We start from the raw sequence: 13165 nt of genomic DNA on the forward strand, positions 1-13165 counted from the left end.
TCCAACCCTGCGCGCCGCTACACAGGGGGCGGTGACGCGACGGCCGGCATCGGGGTCATCGGACGAACCCTCAGGAGTTCTTCATGGTGGACGATCCCCCAAGCTGGTCAACGCGCCATCGGCACCGAGGAAACGACCGGCCGGCGTCGACAGCTTCGAGGACTCCCCTGGTCCGTCTCGCGCTGACCACCGAACCGTGGTCAGGTCTCCCGGTGGGCCACCTCCAGGTTGAGGTAGCGCGGCTCCCCCTTGGCCAGCCGCCGCATCCGCTCGGCGTACGCGCCGGTCTCCGGTTGCGCGCTGTGCTGCATCGCCTGCTCGTAGCTGTCGAACTCGGCGACCACCATGATGTGGCCGGGCTGGTCCCGGTCCTCGGCGAGGGTGAGCCGGGCCGGTCCGGGGGACGGGTGCTCCTGGCTCCACTCCTCGATCAGCGCCCGCACCTCGGCCGGACGGTCGGTCTGGTACTCCACGGTCTGGATGAAGGGCATCTCCACCACCTCCACCGGCTGCGTTCCCGCCGGGCTGCCGTCCATGTCCCCGGCATGGCCGGGCGCGGCGGGGGTAGGAGAACAGGTAACAACCCCCGGAAAGTGAGGTGTCATTCCAATGCCGACCGCACGCGACATCATGACCAGCAACGTGAGCTGTGTCCGGGAGCAGGACGACCTCCGGACCGCCGCTCGGCGGATGGCCGAGCTGGGCGTGGGATCCCTGCCGATCTGCGGCGACGACAACCGGCTCAAGGGCATGCTGACCGACCGCGACATCGTGGTGAAGGTGCTCGCCCAGGGCCGGGACCCGGGCAGCGTCACCGCCGGTGAGCTGGCCCAGGGTGAGGCGGTGACCATCGGCGCGGACGACGACGCGGCCGAGATCCTGCGGACCATGGGCCAGCACAAGGTACGCCGGCTGCCGGTGATCGACGGGCACGACCTCGTCGGCATCGTGGCCGTCGCCGACGTGGCCCGCTCGCTGCCGGAGCGCCCGGTGGGCGACCTCATCGAGGCCATCTCCGAGCGCGGCTGACGCCACCGGTCGACCGCCGCGCTTTCGGACCTGGGCCGGGGAGGGCGGCGGTCGCTCTCCGGGAATGTCAGTCGGCCTACCCCTGATCGGGCTGGCCATGCGGGCGGAGGCCGTGCTGCGGGAGGCGGTCGACCAGCCGGGTCAGCGCGCCGTTGGCGAAGGTGGCGCCGAGCGCGGAGCCGGTGGCGATGGTCCAGCCCACCGGGCCGAGCGGGGTGCAGCCGAAGAACTGGCTGACCCCGGGGGTCTGCACCACCGCCACCAGCACGCCGATCGAGGCGGCCGTGGAGGCCAGGACGGTCGGGCTGGTGCCGCCGGCCAGCACGGTCTGGCCGAGTTGGGTGCCGACCAGCGAGGCGAGCGCGACGGTGCCGGCCCGGCGGTCCCGCCCGGTGTAGCGGGCCAGAGTCCAGCCCGCGGTCGCGCCCAGCGTGGTGGCTCCCGCGCGGAGTGCGATCTCCCGGGTCATCGTCTCGCCGAGGGAGGTGTCCGGCCCCTCCCGCAGCAGGTGGTCGGCCCGGTCCGAGGCGGGCGGGCGGACCGCGATGGCCAGCGCCGGCGCGAGGTCGGTGAGCAGGTTGACCAGGAGCAGCTGCCGGCCGGTCAGCGCGGACCGGCCGGTGCTGGCGGCGGTGAGCACGCTGAACGCGATCTCGCCGAGGTTGCCGCCGACCAGGATGCTCAGCGCGTGGCGGACCGAGGACCACATCGCCCGTCCCTCCACCAGGGTGGCGATGATCGTCTCCAACCGGTCGTCGGTGACCACCAGGTCGGCGGCGGCGCGGGCCGCCGGGGTGCCGCGCTGGCCGAGCGCGATGCCCACGTCGGCCAGCCGGATCGCCGGCGCGTCGTTGGCGCCGTCCCCGGTCATCGCCACGGTCCGGCCGTGCCGCTGCAGCGCCTGGATGATGCGGACCTTGTGCGCCGGGGTGCACCGGGCCACCACGTCGGTCGCCATCAGCCGCTCCGCCAGCGCGTTGTCGTCGAGCCGGTCCAGGTCGGTCGCGGTGACCACCTGCTGCTCGCCGTGGTCGGGGCTGATCGTCGCGGCGATCGCCTCGGCGGTGGCCGGATGGTCGCCGGTGATCATGATGGTGTGCACGCCGGCCTGACGGATCCGGCGGACCGCCGGCGCGGCGCTCTCGCGTACCCCGTCGGCGAGCGCCAGGAAGCCGACGAAGACCAGCCCTTCGACCTGCTCGTCGGTGACCGACTCCGTGCCGACCCGGCACTCGCCGACGGCGAGGATCCGGTGCCCGGCCCCGGCCCGCTCGGCGAGCATCGCGTGCAGCGCGTCCCGGCCGATCCCGTCCAGCGGCTCGTCGCCCCGGGCGGTCCGGCGGGCGGTGCAGCGCGGTAGCACGGACTCGGGAGCGCCCTTGACGCTGAGCAGCAGGCCGTCGGCGTCGCGCCCGACGGTGGCGTGGTAGCCCCGGGACGGCTCGAACGGCAGCCCGCCCACCGCCGTCCAGTCCGCCGCGCCGGTCTGCTCCACCACGCCGGCCGTACCCGCGCCCCGGCGTACCGCCCGGTCGGTCTGCTGGGGCAGCTCGTCCGGGTCGGCCGCCGGCGGGGTGGCCCGCAGCGCCGTGGCCAGGGTCAACCGCAGCGCCTCGTCCAACCGGTCCGGCGCGGCGTACCGGTCGTCGCCGGAGCCCACCCCGGCCAGCAGCAGCTTCCCCTCGGTCAGGGTGCCGGTCTTGTCGAAGCAGAGCACGTCGACCCGGCCCAGCGCCTCGATGGTCCGGGGATTGCGGACCAGCGCCCCGTGCTCGGCCAGCCGCCGCGCCGCCGCCAGTTGCGCGGCGCTGACCAGGAACGGCAGCCCCTCCGGCACCGAGGCCACGGCCAGGTTCGCGGCGGTCGCCGCCGTCTCCGCCAGAGGTACGCCCCGGAGCAGTCCCGCCCCGGCCACCGCGATCGCCGAGCCGGCCGCCAGCGGTACGGCGGCGCTGGTCAGCTTCCCGAGCCGCGTCTCCACCCCGCTGGCCGGCGGGGCCTGCCGGGCCATGGCGAGGCTCCGCCCCGCCTCGGTCTCCTCCCCGGTCGCCACCACGACGGCGGTGCCGTGGCCGGCGGCGACGGTGGTGCCCTCGTACAGCATGGAGTGCCGCTCGGCGACGGCCGCCGCGACCACCGGCTCGGGGGACTTGGCCACCGGCAGCGACTCGCCGGTCAGCGACGACTCGTCGGCCTCCAGCCCGTCCGAGCTGATCACCCGGCAGTCGGCCGGGATGGCGTCCCCGGGGCCCACCGCGACCACGTCTCCGGCCACCAGGTCCTCGGCGGCCACCACCTGCTCGACGCCGTCGCGGAACACCCGCGCGGTCACCGCCGAGCGGGACAGCAGCTCGGCCAGGGACCGCTCGGTGTTGCGCTGGTGCACCGCGCCGACCAGCGCCGACCCGCCGACGACCCCGCCGACCAGCGCCGCGTCGACCAGCGAGCCGAACGCGGCGGAGAGTACGGCTCCGGCGGCGAGCACCGGGGTGAGCGGGTTGGACAGCTCTTCCACGAAGACGCGGAGCAGCCCGGCCGGTCCGGCCCCGTCCCCGGTCACCTCCCGGCGGCGGCGGACCGCCTCCTCGCTGGTCAACCCGTTCTGGTCGGTGCCGAGCTGGTCGAGGACGGTCTGCACCGGCATCAGGTGCCACACGGTCAGCGCGGGCGTCGGGGTGCGGGTGCGGTCGGGCAGCCGATGGGCCCGCCACACGCCGTGCGCGAAGGCGAGCGCGGCGGCGCCGTTGACCGCGCCGAGGATCCGGCCGGGAAGCTGCTCGGGCGCGGCGGTGAACGCGCCGAGCGAGCCCAGGCCGCTGCCGGCCATCGCGATCCGGATGTTCTGCCCGGTCATCCGGCGGGCCACCCCGGTGGCGTCGATCAGCAGGGCGGGGATCCGCAGGTCGCCGCCGACCAGCAGGTGCGCGCCCCACGGCGGGAGGTCGTCCGGGTCGGACACACCGAGCCCGCAGTCGGCGGCCGCCAGCCCGGCCCGGTCGCCGGAGACCAGCATGACCACGGCGCCCTGGCGTTGCAGGGCGCGTACCGAGTCGGTGAGGTGGGCGCCGCCGGGCACCAACGCGTCGGCGAAGCCGTACCGGCCGTCGTCGTCACCGGCCACCACGAGCCGCAGGCCGGCCTGGCGTACGGCGGTGGGCAGGGCGTCCACGCCGGGCGCGGGCTCCGGCTCGACCCGGAGCACCGCAGCGAGCCGGCACCCGTCCGCCAGGCCGAGCAGCTGGCCGCCGTCCTCGCGGAGCCGCCGGCTGTCCGGGGTGTCCCCGGGGTCGTCGGCGTCGATCCGGTCCAGCGGGCCGAGCCGCCAGCCGTCGGCCTGCCGTACCCCGTCCGGCTCGGCGGGGTCGAAGAGGGCGAAGGCACGGGCGGCGACCTGCCCGGTGTCCGCGCCGGGCAGCGGCGCCAGGTCGGCCAGCACACCGCGGTCCGAGCCGAGCACCCGGGTGTCCAGCACCACCGTGTCGATCCGGTCCAGCTCACGCAGCACCCTGCGGTCCATGGCGATGACGCCGCGCCGGGCCAGCATCCGGCCGAGCTGGGCGGCGTATCCCTCGCGGCCGCTGCCCGGCGCCTTGGGCAGCGAGGAGAGGGCCAGCGCCGCGGCCCGTTTCCCGCCGGCCACCGGCGCCGCCGCCGCGCCGGCCGCGGCCCCGGCGGCGAGCGCCCGGGAGATGTACCGTTCGGCCGGGCCGTCGGGGACCGGGCTGGGGCGCTCGCGGTCGGGCGCGCGGGCGACGGCCCGCTCCGGGCTGCCGGTCAGCCTCGGCTCGGCCTTCGACCAGGCGGTGAGCTGGGCCCGCGCCTCGCCCCACTGGACCACCCGCTGCGCGCCGTCCAGCACGATGCCGGCCCAGCCGCCGGTGAGGCCCTGCACGACCGCCTCGGCGAGCGGGAAGACCACGTCGGCACGGGGGTCCGCGCGCAGTCCCCGGTCGGCCAGCGCGTGCAGCTTCGGGTGCAGGTCGACCGCGGCGAGGAAGCCGGCCACCTCACCGGGGACCGGGGTGAACGGCAGGATTCGGGTGGCTGCCGAGATGGTCAGGCCGAGCGCGTCGGAGACCAGCGCACCCAGGGTGCGGGGCGTACGCGGGCCCTCTTCGGGTGGGTGCGGCGGCGGGACCTCCGGGTCCGGCTCGTACGGGCACACCCGCTCGGCGCGCGCGACGGTGGCGATCAGCTCGCGCAGCTTCGGTTTCGGCTCCTCCACGGCGACGATCACCCGTCCGGAAGGCGCGTTCACCCGGGCCCACGCCACCCCGGGGATCCGTTCCAGCGCCGCCTCGACCTGCCGGGCAAGCCGGTCGCCGCCGTCCTGGCAGACGCCGTGCACCTCGATGTGGTGCCGGCCGGCCCGGGACCAGACCCGGCGGCGGGTCAGCCCGGCGAGCCGGGCCAGCCGGGTGGCCGCCGCGCCCACGCTCCCCGCCGCCTCGCCGACCGTGCGGGGGGCGGCGTCCTGCGCCGCCGAGGCGGTGGCCCGGGCGGCGTCCGGCACGGCGGTGGCGACGGTACGGGCGACCCGTGCGACGGCGTCCGGCAGCTGGGCCGGCGACAGCAGGAGGCCGGCGTACCGGCCCAGCGACGTCATCGAGGCGTACGGCCGAGCAGTCGGCCCCGCTCCCCGGTGCTCCCGTCGCCGTGCTCGCCGTACGCCATCTCGCCTCCCGCACCCTCGTCCCGGCGGCCCGACTTCCCGGCGTGGCGTCCGTTATGCCCCCACAGCGGGGGAAAGTTCCCCGCTGCCCGGGGCATGGACCAGGTCGCCGGTGGAATGCCGCTCGCACGTCGAAGTGGTCGTCGGAACGGGGAGGCGGAGATGAGCACGCTGACGCGGCACCTCAGCGGGGCGCACGAGTCGCTCAACACCTACTGCCGGCGGGTGGAGATCCCGATGCTGGGCGAGGTGGCGGTGCCCCCGCCGGACAAGATCGCCTACTACGCGGGGCTTGGCGTGCTCGCCGCTCTCCAGATCATCGAGTGGCCGATGGCCCTGGTGATCACCGCCGGGCACCTGCTGGCCGACCAGCACATGTCCGGGTTGGTCAAGGGCATCGGTGAGGCGCTCGAGTCGACCTGACGAGACCGGGCTCACCGTTGACCTCAACGTGGGTTGAGGTCCGAGGCTTGAGCCCATGTCGACCGCCACCGCCGCTCCGGCGGCCCCACCCGCCCACCTGTACTCGCCGCGCCTGCGGGCGATGACCGTGGGCAGTGTCGCCCTGGTGTCATTGCTGGCGTTCGAGGCCCTCGCGGTCGGCACCGCGATGCCCACGGTGGCCCGCAACCTCGACGGGCTGAGTCTGTACGCGCTCGCCTTCGGCGGCCCGTTCGCCTCCGGCGTGGTGGCGATGGTGGTCTCCGGCATCTGGTGCGACGCGCGGGGACCGCGGGTGCCGATGTGGCACGGCGTGGCCTGGTTCGTGGCGGGGCTGGTCGTGGCCGGGGCGGCCTCGACGATGGGGGTGCTGGTCGTCGGCCGGGTGGTGCAGGGCTTCGGCTCCGGACTGCTCTCCGTCGCGCTCTACGTGATCGTCGGGCAGGCGTACCCGGAGGAGTTGCGGCGCAAGGTCTTCGCCGCGTTCGCGGCGGCCTGGGTCGTGCCGTCGCTGGTCGGCCCGGCGCTGGCCGGCCTGATCGTCGAGCACCTGGGCTGGCGGTGGGTCTTCCTCGCGGTGCCGCTGGTGGCGGTGCCGGCGGTGCTGCTGATCCACCCCGGGCTGCGGGCGCTGGGCGCGGCGGACCGGGTCCGGCCGCCGGCCGGCGCGTTGGCCCGGATCGGCTGGGCCTGCGGGGCGGGGGCGAGCGCCGCACTGCTGCACCACGGGGGGCAGCAGCGCGGCGCGCTCGCCGTCGGCCTGGTCGGGGCGGCGCTCGTCGGGCTGCTGGTCTGCGTTCCGCATCTGCTGCCGGTCGGCTTCCTGCGGGCCGCGCGGGGGCTGCCCACGGTGATCGGCCTGCGGGGCCTTGCCTCGGCGGCGTTCGCCGGGGCGGAGGTGGTGATCCCGTTGATGCTCTCCCGGGAACGGCACTTCTCGCCGACCGCGGCCGGCCTGGTGCTGACCGTCGGGGCGCTCGCCTGGTCGGTGGGCTCGTGGATCCAGGGCCGGCTCGCCACGCCGCGGTCCGCCGCCACCCTGCCCCGGGCCGGCCTGGCCTGCGTCGCCGCCGGTACGGCCGGGGTCACACTGGCCGTCCTGCCCGGCGTGCCGGTGGCGCTGGCGGTGCTCGCCTGGGCCATCGCGGGCCTCGGCATGGGGCTGCTCTACCCGTCCCTGTCGGTGCTCACCCTGGCGCTCTCCGCCCCGGACGAGCAGGGCCGAAACAGCTCCGCCCTGCAACTGGGCGACTCGCTGGCCGCGGCCACCGTGCTGGCGCTGACCGGCGCGGTGCTCGCCGTCGGCGCGGCCCCCGGTCCGGCGCAATACACGGTCACCCTGGCCGTGGCGGCCGGCTGCGCGCTGCTCGGCGTGCTGCTCGCCGGCCGGGTGGTGGTCCGCCCGGCGGCCACCGCCTGACCGGGCCCTGGGCCTTGGCTGTGGAGGGTCCGGGCCTTGGCTGTGCCGGGTCCTGCCGGGCTGACTGGTACCGGTGCCCGTCCCCTTGTCCGGGCGATCGGCCAGGGTCTCATCCCGAAGTTGCCGGGGCGACCAGTGCTTCTCGGGCCGCTTTCGAGCTGATGTCGTCAACGACTCACGCGGGTCGGTAACCGGCTCGGTCGCGCCCGAAGGCTCGCCTCGATAACGGGCGAACTGGGCGTCCGATGTCGTGGCTGAGTCGGCTACGACATCAGCTCGACAGCGTCTCGCGACCCCTGCCGGTCCGCCGAGATGCCGGCGTACGGCTCGATTCCGCCGCGCCCGATCGTCGTGCCGGTGATGATCGGCGGACGCGGCACTGGTCGGCGCGGCTCGTCACGAACCGCGCCGCCGTCCCGTCCGGTCGTCGAACGCGGGTGAGGAGTGGCCGATGCGAGTGCTGGTGACCGGGGCGAGCGGGCGGCTCGGGCGGGTGGTGCTGCCGCGACTTCGGGACGAGGGGTGCACCGTACGGGCGGTGAGCCGGCATCCCCGGGAGGCGGACGGCATGGAGTGGGTGGCGGCCGACCTCGCCACCGGCGAGGGGTTGGCCGGGGCGGTGGCGGGCGTCGACGCCGTACTCCACCTGGCGTCCTCACCGTCCGGGCGGACCCACCAGATCGATGTGCTGGGCACCCGCCGGCTGGTCGTCGCGGCCGGGCACGCCGGCGTGGGTCACCTGGTGTACGTCTCGATCGTCGGGGTTGATCGGGTGCCGTTCGGCTACTACCGGCACAAGCTCGCGGCCGAGCAGGTGACGGCGGCCGGGTCGGTGCCGTGGAGCATCCTGCGGGCCACCCAGTTTCCGGAGTTCCTGGAGGAGTTGCTGCGCACCAGCAGCCGGCTCGGCCCGGTGGTCGGCGACCGGGCGGTGCTCGCCCAGCCGATCGACCCGGGCGAGGTGGCAGCGCGGCTCACCGTGATGCTGGCCGCCGGTCCGTCGCACCGGATCGAGGAGTTCGGCGGCCCGGAGGTGCTCCGCTTCGACGAGGCGGTACGGGCGTGGCGGGCGGCCCGCCGATCCCATCGCCCGCTGCTGCCGGTCCGCATCCCGGGGCGGCTCGGCCGGGCGCTGCGCTCGGGCGGGCTCACCACCACCGCCACCCCGACCGGCACCCGGACCTGGGCCGACCACCTGGCCGACACGTACGGGGGAACCGGCCGGAAATGAAACCTTCTGCGGTTCGGTGCCGCCCTACCGTGACCGCATGCTGGTCTTCGTCACCACCGTGATCCTGTACGTGTTCGGTTTCGTCTTCCTCTACGGCGTGGTCCGGCTGGGTGTCCGGCACGGCATCGAAGACGTGGAAACGCACCGCGCCCGGATGCAGCGGGCCGAGGAGCTCGCGGCCCACCAGGACCGGACGTTCGCCCGCGAGAACGCCTTCCTCACCGGCTCCTGACGTCCGGAGGCCGGGACGGGCCGGCCCGTCGGGGAGCGGAACCCGGTGGCGGATGCGAGGATCGCACCCGTGATGGGGACGCTGAAGACCGAGCCCGCCCGTACCCGGTTGGACCTGCTGGCGCCGCCGGTCGCCGCCGCGATCGAGCGGTGGCCCGACGAGGCGCCGGTGGACGTCGACGACGTGCTGGTCGCCCCGATCGACGCCGAGTTGGCCGACACGGCGGCGTTCTGCGCGGCGTACGAGGTGGGGCTGGACGAGTCGGCGAACTGCGTGGTGGTCGCCGGCAAGCGGGGTGGCGAGACCCGGTACGCGGCCTGCGTGGTGCTCGCCACCACCCGGGCCGACGTGAACGGCGTGGTCCGCCGGATGCTGGACGTGCGCAAGGCGAGCTTCGCGCCGATGGCCGAGGCGGTCGAGCTGACCGGGATGGAGTACGGCGGGATCACCCCGATCGGCCTGCCGGAGGAGTGGCCGATCCTGGTCGACTCGCGGGTGATCGCCACGCCGCACGTGATCATCGGGTCCGGCGTGAGACTCAGCAAGATCGCGCTGCCCGGGCCCGCGCTCGGCGCGCTGCCCGGGGCAACGGTGGTGGAGGACCTGGCCAGGCCGGCCTAGACGGTCAACCTGATCGATCTTGTTTCACGTGGAACAAGATCGATGAAGGTCATTTGGCCGATTCGCGCTGCTCGACCTCGCGCAGGGCGGCGAGCAGGGTCTCCGGCTCCTGGGCGCCGGTGACGGCGTACTTCCCGGCGAGCACGAAGGTCGGCACGCTGGAGACGCCGAGCTGGTGCGCGGCGGTCAGGTCGGCGGCCACCTCGCGCCGGCCGAGGTTCGACTCCAGGTACTCCCGGGCCTCGGTCTCGTCCAGACCGACCTCGGTGGCGAGCTTGATCAGCGCATCCTTCGATCCGACGTCGATCCCGTCCTGGAAGTGCGCCCGGTAGAGCCGCTCCACCAGTTCGGCGGCGCGGCCCCGCTCGGCGGCGAACCGGACCAGGCGGTGCGCCTCGAAGGTGTTGGCGGCCACCGCGCGGTCGAAGTGCATGTCGATGCCCGCGCCCGCGGCGACCTGCGTGACGTGGGCGGCCATCCCCTCGGCCTTGTCCCGGCCGCCGAACTTCGTGCCCAGCGCCTCGATCAGCGGCTTCGGCTCGGTCACCGGCGTCGGGTCGAGCTGGAACGGCCGGAACCGCACGGTGACCTCACCGTCGTACGTCTCCAGGGCCTGCTCGAGCCGGCGCTTGCCGATCCAGCACCAGGGGCACACCACGTCGGCGTAGATCTCGATCTCCATGACCAGCGACAACCCGTCGATCAGGAAATCTGTTCCCGGACCTGGCGCTTCAGCCGGGCCAGGATCGCCGTGCCGCCGCGCACCCGCAGCGGGCTGATCGCCTGGGCGAGCCCCATCCTTTGGTAGAGGTCGTCCGGCACGGCCAGCACCTCGTCGGCGCTCGCCCCGGCCAGGCCCTCGGCGAGGATGCCGGCGAACGCGCGGGTGGTGGGTGCCTCCGGCGGGCAGTCGAAGATGGTGGTCACCGTCTTGTCCGGGTTGACCTCGGCGCGCAGGAAGAACGCCGTTTGGCACTCCGGGACCTGCTCCAGCTCGGCCCGGTCCACCCCTGAGGGCAGGGGCGGGATCACGTCGGCGAACTCCAGCAGCATCTCCAGCACCACGTCGCGCGGTGCGGCGGCGAACTCGTCGACGATCTCGGCCAGCTTGCTCGGCATCTCGGACATTCCCCGAGGCTATCCGCAGCGCATGGTCGCCGTCCGAGCCAGCCTGTCAAGAAGGGGCCCGTCCTCCACCGGAGGCGTCAAGAAGGGCCCCTCCTTTCACATGTTCGGAGCGGCCTCGCTGATGTCGCTGAGCGCGGAGTTCGGGTCGAGCTGCATGGCCAGGTCGCCCAGGGAGACGATGCCGACCAGCTTGCGGTCGCTGTCGCAGACCAGCACCCGCCGGATGTTGCGCTCGCGCATCAGCGCGGCCGCCTCGCTCGCGGTCGAGTGCTGTTCGATCATCACCACCTCGCGGGTGATGATCGATCCGATCGTGGTCTTCGCCGGGTCCGCCCGCTCGGCCACCGCCCGCACCACGATGTCGCGGTCGGTCAGCATGCCGGCCAGGGTGGCGCCGTCGGTGACGACCACGTCGCCGATGTCCGACTCCTTCATCACCCTGGCCGCCTCGTCCAGCGGGGTCTCCGCCGGCAGGTAGACCACCTGCTTCGTCATCACATCGCTGACCCGGTACATGAGAGCCTCCGAAACACCTTTGACTAATTTTGGGGCGGTACCCCGTGGCGCGTTCGCTACACCCGGTCGCGGCGCGTCGCGCCCGCCTCGTCGCGCAGACGCTCGACCAGACCGTCCACCGGCAGCTCAATCCGCTCGCCGGAGGCCCGGTCGCGCAGCTCGACGTACCCCTCGGCGAGACGGCGGCCGACCACGACGGCGCGCGGGATGCCGATCAGCTCGGCGTCGGTGAACTTCACCCCGGCGGAGACGTGCGTGCGGTCGTCGACCAGCACCCGCAGGCCGGCGTCGGCGAGGCGTCCGCCGAGGTCGAGCGCCGCGTCGAGCTGCGGCCCCTTCCCGGCGGCGATCAGGTGTACGTCGCACGGCGCGACCGCCGCCGGCCAGACCAGCCCCCGGTCGTCGTGGTGCTGTTCGGCGACCGCCGCGACCGCCCGGGACACGCCGATGCCGTAGCAGCCCATGGTGGGCCGGACCGGCTTGCCCTGCGGGCCGAGCACGTCTACCGCGAAGGCGTCGGTGAACCGGCGGCCGAGCTGGAAGATGTGCCCCACCTCGATGCCGCGGCGCATGGTCAGCTCGCCGTCTTGGCAGGCCGGACAGGGGTCACCGGGGCGCACCTCGGCGGCCTCGATGGTCCCGTCCGGGGTGAAGTCCCGCCCACAGACCACGTTGGTGGCGTGCCGACCCGGCTCGTTCGCCCCGGTCAGCCAGGTGGTGCCGGGCACCACCCGGGGGTCGACCAGGTAGCGGACGTCGTACTTGGCGAGGATCTGCGGCCCGAGGTAGCCGCGGACCAGTTCGGGGTGGGCCGGCCAGTCGTCGAAGACCGCCACGGTGGCCGGGTGCACCGCGGCCTCGACCCGCTTCAGGTCCACCTCGCGGTCGCCGGGCAGCCCGATCACCAGCAGTTCCGCCTGCTCGGCGCCGGGCCGGCGGACGGTCAGCACCACGTTCTTCAGCGTGTCGGCGGCGGTCCAGTCGGTGCGGCCGGCGAGCGCGCGGACGTTGGCCAGCTCGACCAGGGACGCGATGGTCGGCGTCTCCGGGGTGTCGTGCACCTCGGTCGCCGGGTGGACGTCCGGGTCCCCGGCGGCCGGGGCGCGGGTCACCACCGCCTCCGTGTTGGCCGCGTAGTCGCAGGCGGTGCAGCCGACGAAGGAGTCCTCGCCGACCGGGGTGGCGGCCAGGAACTCCTCCGACGCCGAGCCGCCCATCGCCCCGGACATCGCGTGCACCACGGTGAAGTCCAGTCCGAGCCTGGTGAAGATCTTCTGATAGGCGTCGCGGTGCCGGTCGTAGGCAGCCTGCAGCCCTGCTTCGTCGAGGTCGAAGGAGTACGCGTCCTTCATCAGGAACTCGCGCCCGCGCAGCAGACCGGCCCGGGGCCGGGCCTCGTCGCGGAACTTCGTCTGGATCTGGAAGAGCGTCACCGGGAAGTCCCGGTACGAGGTGAAGAGGTCCTTCACCAGCAGCGCGGCCATCTCCTCGTGGGTCGGCGCGAGCAGGTGCTCGGCGCCCTTCCGGTCGGCGAGGGTGAAGATGTCGTCGCCGTACTCCGTCCACCGGCCGCTGGTCCGGTACGGCTCGGCCGGAAGCAGCGCCGGGAAGTGCACCTCCTGGTCGCCGATCGCCGCCATCTCCGAGCGGACGATCTCGGTCACCCGGTCCAGCACCAGCTTGCCCAGCGGCAGCCAGGTGTAGCCGCCCGGAGCGGCGCGGCGGACGTAGCCGGCGCGGAGCAGGAGCCGGTGGCTCGGCACCTCCGCGTCGGCCGGGTCCTCGCGCAGGGTCCGGAGCAGCAGAGTCGACATGCGCAACAGCATTGCCGCAGCGTACGACCCGCGCGGCCGGGCGGGCGATCCTATTCGGGGA

Annotated in this window: 12 protein-coding genes; 6 read left to right on the plus strand and 6 right to left on the minus strand. The window is 74.4% G+C overall.

The window, feature by feature from the left end; translation table 11 throughout:
- Positions 1-200: 200 nt before the first annotated feature.
- Positions 201-491, minus strand: a complete 291-nt coding sequence (locus ACFYOS_RS08740) for a hypothetical protein (protein WP_387137165.1) — start codon at positions 489-491, stop codon at positions 201-203.
- 118 nt (positions 492-609) lie between these two features.
- On the opposite strand from ACFYOS_RS08740, the gene ACFYOS_RS08745 reads away from it, so the two are divergent.
- Positions 610-1029: a CBS domain-containing protein gene (locus tag ACFYOS_RS08745; RefSeq protein WP_387137168.1), complete on the plus strand. Its 420-nt coding sequence runs from the start codon at positions 610-612 to the stop codon at positions 1027-1029.
- 76 nt (positions 1030-1105) lie between these two features.
- Here the strand turns inward: ACFYOS_RS08745 and ACFYOS_RS08750 are convergent, their stop codons facing one another.
- Positions 1106-5635, minus strand: coding sequence for an HAD-IC family P-type ATPase (locus tag ACFYOS_RS08750; protein ID WP_387137171.1), 4530 nt, complete (start codon positions 5633-5635; stop codon positions 1106-1108).
- Between the two features lie 228 nt (positions 5636-5863).
- Here ACFYOS_RS08750 and ACFYOS_RS08755 point away from each other — a divergent pair, with 228 nt between their 5' ends.
- From ACFYOS_RS08755 to ACFYOS_RS08775, 5 genes are all read left to right on the plus strand, one after another.
- Positions 5864-6124, plus strand: coding sequence for a hypothetical protein (locus ACFYOS_RS08755; protein ID WP_387137174.1), 261 nt, complete (start codon positions 5864-5866; stop codon positions 6122-6124).
- Between the two features lie 55 nt (positions 6125-6179).
- Entirely contained in the window at positions 6180-7562 is a 1383-nt protein-coding gene (locus ACFYOS_RS08760) for an MFS transporter (RefSeq protein ID WP_387137177.1), read from the plus strand.
- 451 nt (positions 7563-8013) lie between these two features.
- On the plus strand, positions 8014-8793 hold the full coding sequence (locus tag ACFYOS_RS08765; RefSeq protein WP_387137180.1) for an SDR family oxidoreductase: 780 nt from the start codon (positions 8014-8016) through the stop codon (positions 8791-8793).
- 37 nt (positions 8794-8830) lie between these two features.
- Positions 8831-9025, plus strand: a complete 195-nt coding sequence (locus tag ACFYOS_RS08770) for a hypothetical protein (protein WP_387137183.1) — start codon at positions 8831-8833, stop codon at positions 9023-9025.
- A 72-nt stretch (positions 9026-9097) separates the two neighbouring features.
- Positions 9098-9646, plus strand: a complete 549-nt coding sequence (locus tag ACFYOS_RS08775; protein ID WP_387137341.1) for a YbaK/EbsC family protein — start codon at positions 9098-9100, stop codon at positions 9644-9646.
- A gap of 49 nt (positions 9647-9695) precedes the next feature.
- Here the strand turns inward: ACFYOS_RS08775 and ACFYOS_RS08780 are convergent, their stop codons facing one another.
- The 4 genes from ACFYOS_RS08780 to ACFYOS_RS08795 form a co-directional block, all read right to left on the minus strand.
- Positions 9696-10328, minus strand: a complete 633-nt coding sequence (locus tag ACFYOS_RS08780) for a DsbA family protein (protein ID WP_387137186.1) — start codon at positions 10326-10328, stop codon at positions 9696-9698.
- Between the two features lie 20 nt (positions 10329-10348).
- Positions 10349-10774 carry a SufE family protein gene (locus ACFYOS_RS08785; RefSeq protein WP_387137189.1) on the minus strand — a complete coding sequence of 142 codons (426 nt, stop codon included), beginning with the start codon at positions 10772-10774 and terminating at the stop codon, positions 10349-10351.
- A gap of 96 nt (positions 10775-10870) precedes the next feature.
- Positions 10871-11290, minus strand: a complete 420-nt coding sequence (locus ACFYOS_RS08790; RefSeq protein WP_387137192.1) for a CBS domain-containing protein — start codon at positions 11288-11290, stop codon at positions 10871-10873.
- A gap of 56 nt (positions 11291-11346) precedes the next feature.
- The gene (locus tag ACFYOS_RS08795; RefSeq protein WP_387137195.1) at positions 11347-13116 is read right to left on the minus strand and encodes a proline--tRNA ligase; all 1770 of its coding nucleotides are present in this window, start codon (positions 13114-13116) and stop codon (positions 11347-11349) included.
- Between the last annotated feature and the right edge of the window lie 49 nt (positions 13117-13165).

Source organism: Micromonospora sp. NPDC005806, assembly GCF_042871425.1.
Classification (GTDB): domain Bacteria; phylum Actinomycetota; class Actinomycetes; order Mycobacteriales; family Micromonosporaceae; genus Micromonospora.

Coding starts and splice junctions, on each gene's coding strand:
- ACFYOS_RS08790 (WP_387137192.1), bottom strand. CDS start 11,290: ATGTACCGGGTCAGCGATGTGATGACGAAGCAGGTGGTCTACCTGCCG.
- ACFYOS_RS08760 (WP_387137177.1), top strand. CDS start 6,180: ATGTCGACCGCCACCGCCGCTCCGGCGGCCCCACCCGCCCACCTGTAC.
- ACFYOS_RS08745 (WP_387137168.1), top strand. CDS start 610: ATGCCGACCGCACGCGACATCATGACCAGCAACGTGAGCTGTGTCCGG.
- ACFYOS_RS08780 (WP_387137186.1), bottom strand. CDS start 10,328: ATGGAGATCGAGATCTACGCCGACGTGGTGTGCCCCTGGTGCTGGATC.
- ACFYOS_RS08785 (WP_387137189.1), bottom strand. CDS start 10,774: ATGTCCGAGATGCCGAGCAAGCTGGCCGAGATCGTCGACGAGTTCGCC.
- ACFYOS_RS08775 (WP_387137341.1), top strand. CDS start 9,098: ATGGGGACGCTGAAGACCGAGCCCGCCCGTACCCGGTTGGACCTGCTG.
- ACFYOS_RS08755 (WP_387137174.1), top strand. CDS start 5,864: ATGAGCACGCTGACGCGGCACCTCAGCGGGGCGCACGAGTCGCTCAAC.
- ACFYOS_RS08770 (WP_387137183.1), top strand. CDS start 8,831: ATGCTGGTCTTCGTCACCACCGTGATCCTGTACGTGTTCGGTTTCGTC.
- ACFYOS_RS08765 (WP_387137180.1), top strand. CDS start 8,014: ATGCGAGTGCTGGTGACCGGGGCGAGCGGGCGGCTCGGGCGGGTGGTG.
- ACFYOS_RS08740 (WP_387137165.1), bottom strand. CDS start 491: ATGCCCTTCATCCAGACCGTGGAGTACCAGACCGACCGTCCGGCCGAG.
- ACFYOS_RS08750 (WP_387137171.1), bottom strand. CDS start 5,635: ATGACGTCGCTGGGCCGGTACGCCGGCCTCCTGCTGTCGCCGGCCCAG.
- ACFYOS_RS08795 (WP_387137195.1), bottom strand. CDS start 13,116: ATGCTGTTGCGCATGTCGACTCTGCTGCTCCGGACCCTGCGCGAGGAC.